We start from the raw sequence: 17,108 nt of genomic DNA on the forward strand, positions 1-17,108 counted from the left end.
ACTGCTTATTTATCCGTCAATGTAGCCCTTTCATATATCTATGATATATCCGATTATTATTTTGGATAGCACGAATTGCTGATGGCTTATATGAATAAATCTGTACATCAACATGAAAGGTTCTCAGTTCGCTATTATGTTTAGTATTCTTTACGACCGCCCGAATAGTTTGTATGAATAATCCTATTTTACCGTTTTAGCGGCAACGGTTCCGCGCTGCGCTAAAACGTGCCAACTATGCTAAAATGCTGCCACTTTTCACCCGGCATAACGGCTGGGTTCTTTCTATCCTGTTCTTTTTACCGTTCAGAATTCGGCGTGCTGCCTGTCAGCGCGTCTGAGGAGATTGAAATAATGAGTAATTGCGATTTTACGACTGAAGCAAACGTTGAAACACTGGCGACCGAAGTTGCCTGCCTGAAAGCCACTCTGACCCTGATTTTAAAAGCCATTGGTCAGGCTGATGCAGGTAAAGTCATGCTGAATATGGAGCGTTTTGTGGCGCAGATGGAAGATGAGCAGCAGGCTGAAGTCTTCAAAAATTCCCTGCAACAAATCAAGTTCGCTTACCGCCAGTAAAAATATTTCGGAGCCTGCCACCCGGCGGGCTCTGCGTTTTCCCCGCACGCCTTCCGATTTCCACCCTGAATTCTGCCCCCCCCTAAATTCTGCTATAATAATGCCCTGTATTCACATTCTAAGGACAACCGTTATGAGCGAAAACAATAAAGAAAACAAAAGTAAGGCAGACGAAGTCCATGTCAGCGACGGGCTGGGAGAACTGATTCAAGCCGCCGAATTGCTGACAGAAGAAGAGATTGCGAAAGCGGCTGAAGAAGCCAAAAAGGCTGTCGAAGACGCCAAAAATCAGAAACATCACTGATTAATGCACCGCAACTTCCTTGCACAACATCAGGCCGTCGCGCCGCTGGCCATTGATTATCAGCATGGTGACAGCGAACCGGCACACAGCCACAACTGTTCGCAACTTATCCATACATTATCTGGCGTTGTGGAAGTAAACACCGCGCTCGGCACCTGGATGGTTCCGCCGGGACGCGGCGTCTGGCTGCCCGCATACTTAGAACACAGCCTGCGGTTTATCGGCAGCGTAAAAGCCCGTACCTTATTTGTCGATCCCCTTGCCCGCGCCGATTTACCTGCGCAATGTCAGGTGGTCCAGATTTCCCCCCTGCTCCGCGAACTTATCCTGACGTCTCTGACGATCCCGCACAACTATCCGCCGGGCGGTCGTGATGAACGGATTATGGAATTACTGCTCGACGAACTTCGGTTGCTGCCGAGGCTGCCACTTCATTTGCCCGAACCCAAAGAACAGGAGTTGCTGGTTCTCTGCCAGAGAATTCGTGACGATTTGAGCGCCCCCTGGGAACTTGCGGATGTGGCTCAGCGTCTGGATATCAGCAGCCGAACGCTTTCGCGGCGGTTTCAGCGCGAAACCGGATTGCGGTTCAGTGACTGGGTCAGACAGGCGAAATTACTCGAAGCGATTAACCAGCTGGCGGCGGGTCTTTCTGTGATTGATGTCGCGCTGGCACTCGGCTACGACAGCCCGAGTGCGTTCAGCGCAATGTTCCGCCGTTCCCTTGGCGTTTCGCCCAGCGAATATTTTAGTCAGACAGAATCCCGACAGCCGCATTAAACAGCGCCTGTACGGAAGCGCTGGACACATCGCTGTCGATTCCCACGCCGTAACTGGTTTCACCATGACGCCCCTGACAACTCAGGTACGCGACGGCGCGACTGTGGCTCTGGTGCCCTAACGTATGTTCGTGGTAATCGCCAATTTCCAGTTCCACATCAAAGCTGCGACGCAGTGCTTCGGCCGCACCGGATAATAATCCGTTGCCGCTGCCGGCAATTTGCTGTTCCTCGTTGCGGTAGCGGATGCGCGCACTGAAATGGCAGACGTTTTGCTCATCACTGCGGATATCGTAGCTCAGGAGTTTCACCACCGGTTGCTCGGTCAGGCCGTAACGCGCACGGAACAGCCGCCAGATATCGCTGGTGCTCATTTCTTTGCCATGCGTATCGGTTTCACGCTGCACGGCTTTGCTGAAATCTATTTGCAGGCCACGCGGCAGTTTCAACCCGTGATTCTGTTCCAGCAACCAGGCCGCCCCGCTTTTGCCAGACTGGCTGTTCACGCGGATCACCGCCTCGTAACTACACCCGACATCAGCAGGATCAAGCGGCAGATAAGGCACCCGCCAGACGTCACTTTCTGCGATTTTCTGCGCTGCAAAACCTTTCTTGATGGCATCCTGATGCGAACCGGAGAACGCGGTAAATACCAGTTCACCGGCATAAGGATGGCGCGGATGTACCAGCAGCTGATTGCATTCCTCAACCGCTTCTACAATCGCCTGCAAATTACTGAAATCCAGTTCAGGGTTTACGCCCTGCGTATAGAGATTCAGCGCCAGTGTCACGATATCCACATTCCCGGTACGTTCGCCGTTTCCGAACAGACAACCTTCGACGCGGTCTGCACCCGCCAGCATCGCCAGCTCGGCACACGCCACGCCGGTTCCGCGGTCATTATGCGGATGCACGCTGATAGAAACCTGCTGACGGCGGCTGAAATGCCGGCAAAACCATTCAATCTGATCAGCGTAAATATTCGGCGTACTGACTTCCACCGTGGCTGGTAAATTTATAATCATCGGACGCACAGCGCCGGGTTCCCAGACACTGGCCACCGCTTCGCAGACCTCCAGTGAAAATTCCAGTTCGGTAAAACAGAAGGTTTCCGGTGAATATTCGAATGTCCATTGCGTCTGAGAATACTGTTCGCAAAGCTGACGAATCTGCTGTGCGCCGCGCACGGCGAGTTCGCGGGTGGCGGCCTTATCCTGACTGAACACCACTTCACGGAAAACCGGCGCCGTGGCGTTATATAAATGGACGATGGCGCGCGGCACATCTCTCAGCGCCTCAAAAGTACGGGCAATCAGATCCGGGCGTGACGGCGTCAGAACCTGAATCACGACGTCATCGGGGATCAGCTTGTCTTCAATCAGCCCGCGTACAAAATCAAAATCGGTTTGCGAAGCTGAAGGAAACGCCACTTCAATTTGCTTAAAACCGCAGCGTACCAGCAGGTCAAAAAACTGACGCTTACGGGCATTATCCATCGGTTCCACAAGAGCCTGATTCCCGTCACGCAGATCACTTGAGCACCATTGCGGCGCTTTATCTAGCGTATTCCCCGGCCACTGACGGTCCGGCAAATTCACCGGGGGGAACGGACGATATTTTTGTGACGGGTCGTTTAACATACGATTCTCCTGAGGAATAAAGTGAGCGGCATTGCTCTGCAAATTCCATAGTACGCAAACGATATCTTTCTGCGCCTTGCTAACTGACAGCCACCCTCGCAAAACGGACAAAAAGAAAATGATTAATGAATCAGAGTCACGCTATAGTGCATAACTAAACGCGTTCAGATCGGCGATCAGAGGTCGTACAGAATGAAAAGGGTTCTGAATCCAAACGAAAAAAAGCGGCTTGCGGCGCTGCAAAAACTCAAGATTGCGGACAGCAATCCGGATGAAGTGCTTGATCTGATTACGCGGCTGACGCAGCAAATTTTCGATATTCCTATTTGCATCATTACTCTGGTTGACCAGCACCGTCAGTGGTTTAAATCCAAAACCAATATGGCGATTAAATACACTGCGCGCGACATCGCATTTTGCGATTACACCATCCGCTCTTCATCAGTCATGGTCGTCAATGATGCGACACGGGATCCGCGTTTTAACGAGAATCCGCTGGTCACCGCCGACGAAGGAATGCGCTTCTACGCCGGTGCCCCGCTTATCACGCGCGATGGTTTTGCGGTCGGCAGCCTGTGTCTCGCCGACAAACAGCCGCGAGATTTCTCCGTGCAGGAAGTAGAAATGCTCTCGGATCTCGCGGCTATCGTCATTGATATTATCGAATCGCGCAGTTCAATGAGCTTTGTGGATATCGTGACGCGTCTGCCAAACCGCCAGCGACTGATGGAAGACATCGCGAGAATCATCAAAACGCCGGATAACACCTCCTACCTGCTGATCCTGATTGATACGCTCGACACGCTTTATGCCTACGACATCGGACGCTCAATTGGCATTCCGAAAGTTGAAAACATTCTGAAAGACGTCGGGGCGTTTCTGCGCAGCGAACTGAATGAAAATGACAAAGTTTACAGCCTGATGCTCGGGCGCTTTGCGCTGATCAAACGGCTCGATGAACAGCAGGAAATTTTTAATCAGCTTGAAATCGCCGCGACAAAAATCCAGCGTAGCATTACCAGCGATATCCCGATCAATGTCCGCTTGCACGCGGGCTATACCGTCTTTTCGTCAACCTCATCCTGCGCGGAAACCACCATGCGCCAGGGCATGTCGTCGCTGCATGAAGCCATCAGCAATAATCAGCTGGTGATGCCGTATCAGCGGGAATCCGATGTTATCCAGCTGCGTGCCTTCAATTTGCTTAATGACCTGATGGCAACGGTAGCGTCCTGCGAAGATTTCCATCTGGTTTATCAGCCGAAAATCCGGCTGGCCGACAAAAAATTTCAGGGCGTCGAAGCGCTGATCCGCTGGCAGCACCCAACCCTCGGGATCATCTCACCGTCAGAATTTATTCCTCTTGCTGAAAAAACGCCGCTGATTACGCCGCTGACCAACTGGGTGATCACTCAGGCCGTGATGCAAATTGCCGAGTGGCAAAAACGCGGTGCACAGATTCAGGTTTCCATTAACCTGACGGCCAATAATCTGGTGGAACAGGATTTGGTTCAGCGTATTCATACCGCGCTGATCCTCCATCAGGTTTCCCCGTCAATGCTGGAAATTGAGTGTCTTGAAACCCAGACGCTGACGAATAACCCGCACGCAGTGGCATCGCTGGATGCGCTGAGACAAATGGGTATCAGCATTGCGCTGGACGATTTCGGTTCCGGCTACAGCAACCTCAACTATCTGCAAAAAATTCCGGCGGATACGCTGAAGCTGGATCAGTCTCTGATTCAGGGCATCAGCAATGACAGCAAAAGCAAAGTGATCGTTAAGTCTATGATTGAAATGGCGCATGCATTGAGCTATCAGGTGGTTGCAGAAGGGGTCGAGGACAACGACACACTGCTTTGTCTGGAAGAACTGCGTTGTGATTCTGTGCAGGGCTTCTATTTTTCCCGCCCGCTGCAACATGATCAGATACTGGAATGGTCGAAACCGTACACCTGATTTTCATCAGGGCTAAGTGGGCTTAACAACAGACATAAAAAAACCCGCTCAAATGCGGGTTTTTCATTTCGTTCATTCACCGGTTTTCTGTCGGATATTGTAGGTCCCGAAGAAACTGCGGTCTGTTTCCAGACTGACAGGTTTCCCGTTCGCATCTACAGTAATTGAACCGGTCGTTTTGGTCAGTGCGCAGGCAAGACGAACGTCGATAGTTCGCATGCCGTTAGGCACATTTAAATCCACATACTGATTAAAGTGCAGCGACGCGACGGTCTGACCATCTAAAATCACGATCAGCGGACAGGTCTTTTCAAAAGGTATCACCGACCACTGCTCGATGCGGTGCAATCTGACATGCGTCTGCCCCGCCGGCGGTGTGGTGCTGGCATTGGCAAACGACGATTTGACCTGAAGTGTCGGCTCGTAAGGATTAGCTGCGCACCCGGCTAAAAGTAGAGCAGCCAAGGCCACCAGTGTTTTTTTCATCGTTATCTCCCTGAGTTTATGCACGAATAATAGCAGCGTGCGCGCATTTGTCCGACTCTTTTTAGGAGAGATTGTTGCACCGGAAGCAGGCAGGGCAAAACAAAATCCCCCCCATGATTGCAACGTTAAAGCATACGGAAATTAATGCCATGCCAAAGAAAACCTTAATATTCCCTGTTTTAAAATGAAGCTCCTGAACCCGTCAAGTTAAACAGCTGCTACATAAAACTTATATCCCGCATTTCACCATATTCAACCACAGTAAAACTAATCCGAACTCACTGATTAAATTTAAGGCAACGAAAGATTTTTTATTTCCGGAACTAGAACTAAATAATAGCATTAACGGATCAGGAAGATAAAACAGAAAGGAATGACGAAAAGGGGAATCACAACTCATTGATAACTAGAATGTTGGTGGGTCGTGGCGGGTTCGAACCGCCGACCAATTGATTAAGAGTCAACTGCTCTACCGACTGAGCTAACGACCCAACGGGACGGATTATTCTCTTCTCAACGGATGATGTCAAACGCTTATCCATACTTTTTTTGTCGTTATTCTCAGTGATAATTGTGAGGCCCATCACAGTGAAAAACGGTATTATTCCCGTCGCTGTCACTGTTATTTGATTAATTAACACTCAGTTATCCACGTTGTAAAAAATACGATACATTTTTCCCAGCGGCATTTTTCATGCCAGTTATAATAAATGCGCATATAACATTACTATTACACCGGTCATCCCCGCTGTCGTTCCAGATGGGCTGACAAAAGAGCCATTGAGAGCTCAATTTACTGACATAAATAAATGCGATATGGCGGAGTTCATACGCAAAAAGCAAAAAACAGGAATCAATACAACATGCAAGAAGAGTCAAAAATCCTCACTCAGTCAGAGGAAGAGAACGCAGAAGGTTTGCGGCGAAACCTCTCTAATCGCCATATTCAGCTTATCGCCATCGGCGGTGCCATCGGTACCGGACTGTTTATGGGCTCCGGAAAAACCATCAGTCTCGCCGGTCCTTCCATTATTTTCGTGTATATGATCATCGGCTTTATGCTGTTTTTCGTGATGCGCGCGATGGGCGAACTGCTCCTTTCCAATCTTGAATACAAATCCTTCAGCGATTTTGCCGCCGACCTTCTCGGTCCTTGGGCCGGATATTTCACCGGCTGGACCTACTGGTTCTGCTGGGTCGTTACCGGCATCGCCGACGTCGTGGCCATCACCGCCTACGCACAGTTCTGGTTCCCCGGTCTTTCACAATGGATCGCCTCACTGCTCTGCGTTCTGGTTCTCCTCAGCCTGAACCTGGCCACCGTCAAAATGTTTGGTGAGATGGAATTCTGGTTCGCGATGATCAAAATTGTCGCCATTGTCGGTTTGATTATTGCCGGGCTGGTAATGGTTCTGACGCATTTCCAGACCCCAACCGGCACCGTCGCTTCTTTCAGTAACCTGTGGAACGATGGCGGATTCTTCCCGAAAGGCGTCAGCGGATTCTTTGCCGGTTTTCAGATTGCGGTGTTCGCCTTTGTCGGGATTGAGCTGGTGGGCACAACGGCTGCCGAAACGAAAGATCCGCAGAAATCGCTGCCACGCGCCATCAACGCGATCCCGCTGCGCATCATCATGTTCTACGTTTTCTCGCTGATCATGATTATGTCAGTCACACCGTGGAGCCACGTTGTCGCGGATAAAAGTCCGTTTGTTGAGCTGTTTGTTCTGGCCGGTCTGCCGGCTGCGGCGAGCATCATCAACTTTGTCGTGCTGACTTCAGCCGCCTCTTCCGCCAACAGCGGCGTGTTCTCCACCAGCCGCATGCTGTTCGGTCTGGCTCAGGAAGGCAATGCGCCGAAAGCGTTCGGCAAACTCTCCTCCCGCGCCGTGCCGTCTAACGGGCTGACCTTCTCCTGCATCTGCCTGCTTGGCGGTGTGGTGCTGATTTACCTGATCCCGAACGTGGTGACGGTCTTCACGCTGGTCACCACCGTTTCTGCGATTCTGTTTATGTTCGTCTGGACTATCATCCTCTGCTCGTATCTTGTCTACCGTCGTAAACGTCCGCAACTTCACGAAGCGTCCCTCTACAAAATGCCGCTCGGCAAAATCATGTGCTGGGTATGCATGGCGTTCTTCGCCTTCGTACTGGTACTGCTGACGTTGCAGGATGACACCCGCCAGGCGCTGATTGTCACACCGCTGTGGTTCGTGATCCTCGGCATTGGCTACTGGCTGCGATGCAGAAGCCGCCGCGCTTAACCGAATCGGTAATAGCAGAAAGGAGCCTTAACGGCTCCTTTTTCTTGGGTGATTTACTCCACATCCAGCGCCTGTCTGAACTGCCGCCACATTTTCAGCGCTGACGGTCTGGCCGAGGTCACTTTGACCGGTAAATCAGGCGATTCTCCGGCTTTCATCTCGCCAAGATCAAACACAAAAGTGTAATCCGGTTCCTGGCCCATGCGTAAATCACTGACCAGAATGTGCCCGTCCTGCTCTTTCACACTGAAAAATCCGTGGCTGAACCACGCGACGCGGGCAAGAAACGCATTGTCTTTATGCGCTTCGTAGAGCGCTTCTCCGCGTGGATAAAAGCGGAAACGAATTGGGGAATCCGGATGCAGCAGCGATGTAAACCCCTCGCCGTAGCTGTCTTTATTCATTACCACCACGCGCCACACCAGCGAGTTGAGCGGCGTCGGCGTCACCAGAACCTGCGTGCTTTCGATATTCTGCCGCTGCAACTCTTCACTGACGTGCACCGTCACCTCGTGCTGCTCAATGACCGTGCAGACCAGATACAAACAGCTCACGCCCAGCAGCACGTTATTCCACATAATCCCGCGCTGTTGCTCACGGTACAGCGCCAGCCCGACGCCGATGATCAGCGGCAAGGTATACAGCGGATCGACGATGAAAATGCTGCCGACCGCAAACGGATAATGCGTAAAAGGGATGCCAAGCTGCGTGCCGTAAACCGTCATTAAATCGAGCAGCGGATGCGTGATCAGCGCCAGCCAGACCGTGCCGCACCAGCGTCTGAAGTGCTGCCCGGCGCTGAAAATTTTCGCCATCATCCAGGCGAGCAGCGGCGAAACCAGCGTGAGATACAACAACGCGTGAGTCTCCGTGCGATGCAGCGTCATATTGCTGATGGCGTCGCCGTGATCGTAAAAAACATCCAGATCCGGTAACGTTCCGCAGACCGCGCCCGCCAGCGCGGATTTCCACACAGGCGTCCGCTTGCCCATCACCGCGATACCCACGGCGGCGCCCAAGACTAATTGTGAAACCGAATCCATCCTGACCTCTTCAAGCCCGAAGCTGTATGCCTTCGGTAATAATGTGCTGCACGTTGCTCACGGTCAGTTCGAAAAACTCAGGATCGTTGAGCGTTTTGCCGGTGATGGCTTCCACCTGCACACCAAAATCGGCGTAATGCTGAGTGGTTGCCCACAGCATAAAAATAAGCTGCATCGGGTCAACTGGCGCAATTAATTCATCTTTGATCCAGCCGCGGATCACATCCGATTTATCTTCAACCAGCGTTTTCAGGCTGCTGCCGAGTTCCTGTTTCAGCAGTGGCGCACCCTGCACCATCTCCAGACAAAACAGTCGGGACGCCTGCGGGTGATCGCGGGAAACACAGAGTTTCAGGCGGATATATTCACGTATCGCTCCCAGCGGATGCTGATCCCGTTGCAGCGCTTTCAGCGGTGCCAGCCAGATATCCAGCAGGCCTTTCAGTACCGCGATATACAGATCTTCTTTCGACGGGAAGTAATACAACAGATTGGTTTTTGAGACATCCGCACGCTCAGCGACCTGATCCAGGCTGGTGCCGTGAATACCGTACAGCGAGAAAAACTCCAGCGCGGCAGCCATGATATTGCCACGTTTGGCGGCGACCGCCCGCGAGCGGCGCGTCGGTGCTTTCACTCCGGTTTTGCGGGATTGACTTTCCCCGGCGGCGGGCTGAGGAGGTTCGACCAATGGCTTCACAAGGATTTCCTGAGACAAACAGCGAGGGGGAAATCATAACAAATAGGGATAAATGCGACTATCGCTATAAGTCCAGCCAATTAGACAACAAAACAATAACCACAACAATTGTGTTATTTAACAAAAATGCACCATTTACGGACATTCCTGCCTGATTTATGTGCAGTTTGTTTTGACCAAATGGTCTGAAACAGACCGTTTGCTCCACCACAAGTCAAAACACATTTTTAACTTACTGATAACCATCACATTTAAAAATGTGGCACTGCCCTTGCAATAGTCACCCCGTTAGGAAATTTCAGCACGGTGCAATTTGGAACCCGCAGGACGCACTCAAGCCGCGCAGAGATTTTCGCAAGCCCTTGTATTGAAAAATGAATCTTCAACTGAGGTGAGCTATGAAAATCGGTGTCTTCATTCCTATCGGCAACAACGGCTGGTTAATTTCTGAAACCGCGCCACAGTACAAACCGACTTTTGAACTGAACAAAACCATCGTGCAGAAGGCGGAACACTACCATTTCGACTTCGCGCTCTCGATGATCAAACTGCGCGGCTTCGGCGGTAAAACCGAATTCTGGGAACACAACATGGAGTCGTTCACGCTGATGGCGGGGCTTGCCGCCGTGACCTCCCGCATCCAGCTTTACGCCACCGCCGCCACGCTGGTGATGCCACCGGCGATTGTGGCGCGCATGGCCGCCACGATTGATTCCATCTCCAATGGCCGTTTCGGCGTGAACGTCGTCACCGGCTGGCAGAAACCGGAATACGAACAAATGGGCATGTGGCCGGGCGATGACTATTTCAGCCGCCGTTATGACTATCTGACCGAATATGTCAGCGTCCTGCGCGATCTCTGGGGCACCGGCCACTGCACGCTCGACGGCGAATTCTTCAAGATGGATGACTGCCGCGTGAGCCCGCGCCCGCAGTCGGAAATGAAAGTGATCTGCGCCGGACAAAGCGACGCAGGCATGGCGTTCTCCGCCAAACACGCGGATTTCAACTTCTGCTTTGGCAAAGGCGTTAACACGCCCACTGCGTTTGCGCCGACCGCTGCACGCATGAAAACGGCGGCGGAAGCCGAAGGCCGCGACGTCTCCTCTTACGTGCTCTTTATGGTCATCGCGGATGAAACCGACGCCGCCGCCCGCGCCAAATGGGAACTGTATAAAGACGGTGCAGATGCTGACGCACTGGCGTGGCTTACCGACCAGAGCAGCAAAGATACCAAATCCGGTGCCGACACCAATGTCCGCCAGATGGCCGACCCCACGTCGGCGGTCAATATCAACATGGGCACGCTGGTCGGCTCTTATGCCACCGTCGCCAGAATGCTCGATGAAATCGACACCGTACCCGGCGCAGGCGGCGTCCTGCTGACCTTCGACGATTTTGTGGAAGGTATCGAAAACTTTGGACGTTTCATTCAACCATTAATGAAAACCCGCCAGCACATTGCAACGCAGCAGAAAGAGGTGGCCTGATGACTTTGTTTGAGAAACCAAAAGCGGTTGAGGAACTGAACGTGGTTCGCCGCGAGCCGAAAAACAGCGGTGAGGAAACCATTCTTGCCGCCCGCCCGGAAGCCATTGCGTTTACACCGCAGCAAACGGCGCTGATTGTGGTGGATATGCAGAATGCGTACGCCTCGCAGGGCGGTTATCTGGATTTGGCCGGTTTTGACGTCTCCGCCACCGCGCCGGTGATCGCCAACATCAAAGTGGCGATTGCCGCCGCGCGCGCCGCGGGTATCAAAGTGATCTTCTTCCAGAATGGCTGGGACAATCAGTACGTCGAAGCCGGGGGTGCCGGTTCGCCAAACTTTCACAAATCCAACGCCTTGAAAACCATGCGTAAACGGCCGGAGCTGATGGGCAAATTACTGGCAAAAGGCGACTGGGATTACGACCTGGTGGATGAACTCCGGCCACAGCCGGGCGACATCGTGCTGCCAAAACCGCGCTACAGCGGATTCTTCAACACCCAGCTCGACAGCCTGCTGCGCAGTTACGGCATTCACCATCTGGTGTTTACCGGCATCGCCACTAACGTTTGCGTCGAATCCACGCTGCGTGACGGTTTCTTCCTCGAATATTTCGGCGTGGTGCTTGAAGACGCCACCCATCAGGCTGGCCCGGAATTCGCGCAAAAAGCGGCGATTTATAACATCGAAACGTTCTTTGGCTGGGTCTCCAGCGTGCGCAATTTCTGCGACGCCGTGGGTTATGACGCTAAACAAAATGCCGCATAACGGCTTTATGAAGAGGAAATAGCAATATGCCTAAAAGTGCCATTATTCCGGCTGGCAGCGGCGTTCCGCTGGCACCGTTTGTTCCGGGAACGCTGGCCGACGGCGTGGTCTACGTCTCCGGCACCCTGCCCTTTGATAAAGACAACAACGTCGTCCATCTGGGCGATGCCGCCGCGCAAACCCGCCATGTGCTGGAAATCATCAAAAGCGTGATTGAAACCGCGGGCGGGACGATGGATGACGTCACCATGAACTCAATTTTCATCACCGACTGGGCAAATTACGCCGCCGTGAATCAGGTTTACGCTGAGTATTTTCCGGGAGAAAAACCGGCGCGGTTCTGCATTCAGTGCGGGCTGGTCAAACCGGGCGCGCTGATTGAAATCGCCACCATCGCGCACATCGGCAAGTAAAACACCGGGATCCGCCCTCCTGAAAACCTTGAGGAAACATCATGTATTACAAGGTATTGGGTAAGAATAATGCAGACGCCGAAACCGTGGTGCTTTCCTCCGGCCTCGGCGGTTCAGGCAGCTTCTGGCAACCCCAACTGGCGATGCTGAGCGCGCATTTTCGCGTCATCATTTATGACCAGCACGGAACCGGCGTCAGTAAAGGCACGGTGCCCGCCGGTTACCGGATGGAAGACATGGCGGATGAACTCGCCGGGATGCTCAACGGGCTGGATATCACCCGCTGCCATCTGGTGGGTCACGCGCTCGGCGGCATTATTGGCCTGCATCTGGCACTGCGCTACCCCGCGCTGCTGCAAAGTCTGGTGGTGATCAACGGCTGGGCAAAGCTCGACAACCAGACGCGCCGCTGCTTTGAAGTGCGCCAGAATTTACTGCTCAACAGCGGCGTCGATGCCTACGTGCAGGCGCAACCGCTGTTTCTGTATCCGGGCGACTGGCTGTCGGCCAACGACACATTACTTCAGGAAGAGCGCCTGCATCAGGTGGCGCATTTTCAGGGAATGGAAAATCTGCTTCACCGATTGCAGGCGCTGATGAATTCCGACCTGACCGAAACGCTCGCGCAGGTTATCGCGCCCACGCTGGCGTTCAGCTGCAAAGATGATTTGCTGGTGCCGTGGATGCGTTCTGCCGATCTCGCCGAACGCCTGCCGAACGGCGAACACACACAAATACTGTATGGCGGCCATGCCATGAGCGTGACCGACCCGGAAACGTTTAACCCGATTTTACTGGAATGGCTGCAACGGCATTCATCGCAAAAACCTGCCGTGCCTTCCCATCACCTGCCCACGGAGACAACATGGCCGAAACATTAACCGCCACGCCAGCTTTACCGACTATTGAAAAACAACCCGCCGTTGAAAAACAAGCGTTCCGCGATGCGATGGCGCATCTCGGTTCCGCCGTTAACATCATCACCACCGACGGCCCCGGCGGTCGCGCGGGCTTTACCGCATCCGCCGTGTGCAGCGTCACCGACTCTCCGCCGACCCTGCTCGTTTGCCTGAACCGCTCGGCGTCGGTGTATCCGGCATTTACCGAAAATCAGGTGCTGTGCGTCAACACACTGGCTGACTGCCATGAATCGCTGTCGAATTTATTCGGCGGAAAAACGCCGATGGAACAACGCTTTGAAGCCGCCGAATGGTCATCCCTTTCCACCGGTTCTCCTATTCTCAGCGATGCGCTGGTCTCTTTTGATTGCAAAATCACACAAGTCACCTGCGTCGGCACTCACGATATTCTGTTTTGCGAAGCCGTTGCGATAACCCGCAACGACGAACGCCACGGACTGGTGTATTTCGACCGCCGCTATCATCCTCTGATGCGGCAGTCAGCCTGTTAACTCAACCTGATTAGGGAATTGCAGCATGGCAAATACCAATACCTCCTGGTTTCCAAAATGGCGTAAAAGAAAAGGCAATCTGGATGGCGCCGTTATTGCGCCGGACGAACGGCTGCCGTTAGGGCCGACGGTGATTATGGGGCTGCAACATACCGTCGCCATGTTCGGCGCGACGGTATTAATGCCGCTGCTGATGGGGTTTGACGCCAACATGGCGATCCTGATGTCCGGCATCGGCACCCTGCTGTTTTTCCTGGTGGTCGGCGGACGCGTGCCGAGTTATCTCGGATCAAGCGCAGCGTTTGTCGGGCTGGTGATTGCGGTGACCGGCTACAGCGGCCACGGCGCGAACCCGAATATCGGCGTCGCGCTCGGCGGGATTATTGCCTGTGGCGTCATTTATACGCTGATTGGTTTTGTGGTGATGGCGGTGGGTACGCGCTGGATTGAACGCCTGATGCCGCCGGTCGTGACCGGTGCGGTGGTGATGGCGATTGGTCTGAACCTCGCGCCGATTGCCATTAACAGCGTCTCGGCGTCGTCGTTTGACAGCTGGATGGCGGTGGTCACCGTGCTGTGTATCGGCTCTGTGGCCGTTTTCACCCGCGGACTGGTGCAGCGTTTACTTCTGCTGCTCGGGCTGGTGGCGGCGTATCTGATTTATATGCTGGTCACAAACGTCATGGGGCTGGGCGCGCCAGTGGATTTCACCGCCGTCGCGCAGGCGCCGTGGTTTGGCCTGCCGACCCTCACCACGCCGGTGTTCAGTTCCCACGCGATGCTGATGATTGCACCGGTGGCCGTGATTCTGGTGGCGGAAAACCTCGGGCACATTAAAGCGGTCGCGGGCATGACCGGTAAAAATCTCGATCCGTACATGGGCCGCGCGTTTGTCGGCGACGGGCTGGCGACATTACTGTCGGCCTCTGCGGGCGGAACCGGCGTGACCACCTACGCGGAAAACATCGGCGTCATGGCGGTCACAAAAATTTATTCCACGCTGATTTTCGTCGCTGCTGCCCTTGTTGCCATTGTGTTGGGCTTCTCGCCCAAATTTGGTGCACTGATCCACACCATTCCCGGTCCGGTATTGGGCGGCGCGTCAATTGTGGTGTTCGGATTGATTGCCGTCGCCGGTGCGCGCATCTGGGTACAAAACCAGGTGGATCTGGGTCTTAACGGCAATCTCATCATGGTCGCGGTCACGCTGGTACTGGGCGCAGGAAACTTTACCCTGAGCCTGGGCGGCTTCAGCATGGGCGGTATCGGCACGGCGACGTTTGGCGCAATTTTGCTGAACGCCTTCCTCAGCCGCAGCAAACAGGTAAAAACGCAGCCAGAAATAAAAACTGGCACAGAAGCTGCATTAAAAGATCACTGACGACCTCAGTTTCTCCTTAGCTCATCATTTTTGATGATCGCCAGCGGTTATCCGGTCCACCCGTCCGGATTAGCCGCTGGTTTTTTTCTTTCTGCGCCTCACACATTCCCACATTGCAGCTAAGTAATGCGAAATTCCTTCGTTCACCTCCCCTTTAAATTGGTTTGTTATGGAACCAGCACTTTCGTTCTATATGAATAAAAAGTGATTCATCTGCCAGACATCGCCAAAAATAAAAAGGGTCTTACTATGCACATTCTTCGCCGGAAAAACGCGGTCACACGCGCACTGGCTTTAGGGGTATTGATCACCAGTTCTTCCGCCGTTGTTGCTGCCGATTCAACACCGGTTCAGGGCGGAACGCTGGTTTATCTCGAACAACAGGCGCACACCAATTTGTATCCTCCGGCCGGTGGCTTTTACCCGAACGGCGGCATCCTTAATCAGATCACCGACAAACTGACCTATCAAAACCCCAAGACGCTGGAAGTCGAACCGTGGATTGCCGAGTCCTGGAGCTTCAACGCCGACAAAACCGAATACACCTTCAAACTGCGTCCGGGCGTGACCTTCTCCGACGGCACGCCGCTTGATGCCAACGCCGTGGCGAAAAACTTCGACACCTACGGGCTGGGCAATAAAGAACGCCATCTGCCTGTTTCCGAAGTGATTAACAACTACGACCACAGCGAAGTGGTTGACCCGCTGACCGTGAAGTTCTACTTCAAAAAATCCTCGCCGGGCTTCCTGCAGGGCACGGCGACCATCGGCTCCGGGCTGGTGTCACTGAGCACGCTGGATCGCAATTTTGATGCGCTGGGCGATGCGACGCACATCATCGGTTCCGGCCCGTTCGTCGTCAGCAAAGAAACGCTCGGTCGTGAAGTCGATCTGACGGCGCGCAAAGATTACAACTGGGGGCCGAAAAACCTCAAACAGCAGGGCCGCGCCAATCTCGACGGCATCAAAGTGATTGTCACCGGCGAAGACAGCGTGCGTATCGGCGCGCTTCTGGCCGGTCAGGCTGATTTTATCCGTCAGGTTCAGGCGTATGACGAGAAACAGGCCAAAGACCAGAACTTCCCGATTTATGCCGCGCCAACGAAAGGCGTGAACGACAGCATTTCGTTCCGCCCCGACAACGCGCTGGTGTCTGACCTGAAAGTCCGTCAGGCGCTGCTGCACGCCACCAACAGCAAACAGGTGGTCGATACGCTGTTCTCGCCAAACTATCCGCAGGCCACCTCCGTCATCGCCAAAACCGCCGCCGGTTATGTGGATCTGAGCAACAAACTGACTTATGACCCGACGCTGTCGAAAAAACTGCTGGATGAAGCAGGCTGGAAACCGGGCCCGAACGGCCTGCGCCAGAAGGATGGTAAAACGTTGTCACTGACCATTTATGAATCCCTGCCGCAGCCGCAGAACAAAGAAGTCTTGCAGCTGGTTTCACAGCAGTGGAATCAGGTCGGCGCGAAGCTGAACATTCTGGCCGGTGACGCAGGCAGCCGCGTGGCGGACAACCTGGATCCGGAAAAAACCCCGGCGAATGTGGTTGAAGTCGGCCGCGCCGATCCGGACGTCATCAAAAGCTCCTTCTACCCGACTAACCGCGATGCGCTGCTGCAAAAAGGCGGCCTGAGCAGCAAGGTGAAAAGCTTCCGTGACGACAAACTGAATGACCTGTTGGTAGCAATTTCCGCCGAAGTGGATCCGAAAAAACGTCTGGCGCTGGCCGGTGACGTGCAGAACTACCTGCTCGATCAGGCTTACGTCATTCCGATTTTCGAAGAGCCACAGGTCTTTGCCGGCGCGCCTTATTTCAAAGGCGTGAGCTTCGAAGCCGTTGGCCGTCCGAGCTTCTACGGCGCATGGCTTGAAAAGCACTAACA

At 53.5% G+C, this 17,108-nt stretch carries 16 protein-coding genes and 1 tRNA gene; 12 read left to right on the plus strand and 5 right to left on the minus strand.

Translation table 11 applies throughout. The features are described from left to right. Positions 1 to 354 precede the first annotated feature (354 nt). The 3 genes from ACLBVC_RS01145 (at position 355) to ACLBVC_RS01155 (ending at position 1,663) form a co-directional block, all read left to right on the plus strand. Positions 355 to 579, plus strand: coding sequence for a DUF2594 family protein (locus tag ACLBVC_RS01145; protein ID WP_015697982.1), 225 nt, complete (start codon positions 355 to 357; stop codon positions 577 to 579). A gap of 133 nt (positions 580 to 712) precedes the next feature. After that, positions 713 to 883 carry a hypothetical protein gene (locus ACLBVC_RS01150; RefSeq protein ID WP_410147606.1) on the plus strand — a complete coding sequence of 57 codons (171 nt, stop codon included), beginning with the start codon at positions 713 to 715 and terminating at the stop codon, positions 881 to 883. A 3-nt stretch (positions 884 to 886) separates the two neighbouring features. Beyond that, positions 887 to 1,663, plus strand: a complete 777-nt coding sequence (locus ACLBVC_RS01155; protein ID WP_410147608.1) for an AraC family transcriptional regulator — start codon at positions 887 to 889, stop codon at positions 1,661 to 1,663. Here ACLBVC_RS01155 and leuA read toward each other — a convergent pair. Further along, entirely contained in the window at positions 1,632 to 3,302 is a 1,671-nt protein-coding gene (gene leuA / locus ACLBVC_RS01160; RefSeq protein ID WP_410147610.1) for a 2-isopropylmalate synthase, read from the minus strand. The two genes, ACLBVC_RS01155 and leuA, sit on opposite strands and share 32 nt — an antisense overlap. 192 nt (positions 3,303 to 3,494) lie before the next feature. Between leuA and ACLBVC_RS01165 the strand changes: the two genes are divergently transcribed. Beyond that, positions 3,495 to 5,261, plus strand: a complete 1,767-nt coding sequence (locus ACLBVC_RS01165) for a sensor domain-containing phosphodiesterase (RefSeq protein ID WP_410147612.1) — start codon at positions 3,495 to 3,497, stop codon at positions 5,259 to 5,261. 72 nt (positions 5,262 to 5,333) lie between these two features. Here the strand turns inward: ACLBVC_RS01165 and ACLBVC_RS01170 are convergent, their stop codons facing one another. Together ACLBVC_RS01170 and ACLBVC_RS01175 are read right to left on the minus strand one after the other, a co-directional pair. Beyond that, a complete protein-coding gene (locus ACLBVC_RS01170) occupies positions 5,334 to 5,747 on the minus strand; it encodes a hypothetical protein (RefSeq protein ID WP_410147613.1) in 414 nt (137 codons plus the stop codon). Positions 5,748 to 6,162: 415 nt separating this feature from the next. Next, positions 6,163 to 6,238, minus strand: a tRNA-Lys gene (locus tag ACLBVC_RS01175). A 372-nt stretch (positions 6,239 to 6,610) separates the two neighbouring features. Here ACLBVC_RS01175 and cycA point away from each other — a divergent pair. Then, positions 6,611 to 8,011 carry a D-serine/D-alanine/glycine transporter gene (cycA, locus tag ACLBVC_RS01180; protein WP_410147615.1) on the plus strand — a complete coding sequence of 467 codons (1,401 nt, stop codon included), beginning with the start codon at positions 6,611 to 6,613 and terminating at the stop codon, positions 8,009 to 8,011. Positions 8,012 to 8,064: 53 nt separating this feature from the next. Here cycA and ACLBVC_RS01185 read toward each other — a convergent pair whose 3' ends face one another. Together ACLBVC_RS01185 and rutR are read right to left on the minus strand one after the other, a co-directional pair. Further along, the gene (locus ACLBVC_RS01185; protein ID WP_410147617.1) at positions 8,065 to 9,054 is read right to left on the minus strand and encodes a metal-dependent hydrolase; all 990 of its coding nucleotides are present in this window, start codon (positions 9,052 to 9,054) and stop codon (positions 8,065 to 8,067) included. Positions 9,055 to 9,064: 10 nt separating this feature from the next. Beyond that, a complete protein-coding gene (rutR, locus tag ACLBVC_RS01190; RefSeq protein WP_410147618.1) occupies positions 9,065 to 9,754 on the minus strand; it encodes an HTH-type transcriptional regulator RutR in 690 nt (229 codons plus the stop codon). A 398-nt stretch (positions 9,755 to 10,152) separates the two neighbouring features. Between rutR and rutA the strand changes: the two genes are divergently transcribed. The 7 genes from rutA to ACLBVC_RS01225 all read left to right on the plus strand — a co-directional run bounded on the left by rutA (position 10,153) and on the right by ACLBVC_RS01225 (position 17,106). Then, positions 10,153 to 11,244: a pyrimidine utilization protein A gene (gene rutA, locus ACLBVC_RS01195; protein WP_410147620.1), complete on the plus strand. Its 1,092-nt coding sequence runs from the start codon at positions 10,153 to 10,155 to the stop codon at positions 11,242 to 11,244. Then, entirely contained in the window at positions 11,244 to 12,011 is a 768-nt protein-coding gene (gene rutB / locus ACLBVC_RS01200; protein WP_410147622.1) for a pyrimidine utilization protein B, read from the plus strand. The genes rutA and rutB overlap by 1 nt, the downstream gene beginning before the upstream one ends. A gap of 26 nt (positions 12,012 to 12,037) precedes the next feature. Next, a complete protein-coding gene (gene rutC / locus ACLBVC_RS01205; RefSeq protein WP_410147623.1) occupies positions 12,038 to 12,424 on the plus strand; it encodes a pyrimidine utilization protein C in 387 nt (128 codons plus the stop codon). Between the two features lie 41 nt (positions 12,425 to 12,465). Next, entirely contained in the window at positions 12,466 to 13,305 is an 840-nt protein-coding gene (rutD, locus tag ACLBVC_RS01210) for a pyrimidine utilization protein D (protein WP_410147624.1), read from the plus strand. Continuing rightward, on the plus strand, positions 13,290 to 13,835 hold the full coding sequence (gene rutF / locus ACLBVC_RS01215; RefSeq protein WP_410147625.1) for an NADH-dependent FMN reductase RutF: 546 nt from the start codon (positions 13,290 to 13,292) through the stop codon (positions 13,833 to 13,835). The genes rutD and rutF overlap by 16 nt, the downstream gene beginning before the upstream one ends. A gap of 25 nt (positions 13,836 to 13,860) precedes the next feature. Continuing rightward, entirely contained in the window at positions 13,861 to 15,216 is a 1,356-nt protein-coding gene (gene rutG / locus ACLBVC_RS01220; protein WP_410147627.1) for a pyrimidine utilization transport protein G, read from the plus strand. A gap of 249 nt (positions 15,217 to 15,465) precedes the next feature. Continuing rightward, on the plus strand, positions 15,466 to 17,106 hold the full coding sequence (locus ACLBVC_RS01225; RefSeq protein ID WP_410147628.1) for a TIGR04028 family ABC transporter substrate-binding protein: 1,641 nt from the start codon (positions 15,466 to 15,468) through the stop codon (positions 17,104 to 17,106). The last annotated feature ends 2 nt before the right edge of the window (positions 17,107 to 17,108 follow it).

Origin of the sequence: Rahnella selenatireducens, from assembly GCF_046449555.1 — a bacterium.
Taxonomy (GTDB): Bacteria; Pseudomonadota; Gammaproteobacteria; order Enterobacterales; family Enterobacteriaceae; genus Rahnella; species Rahnella selenatireducens.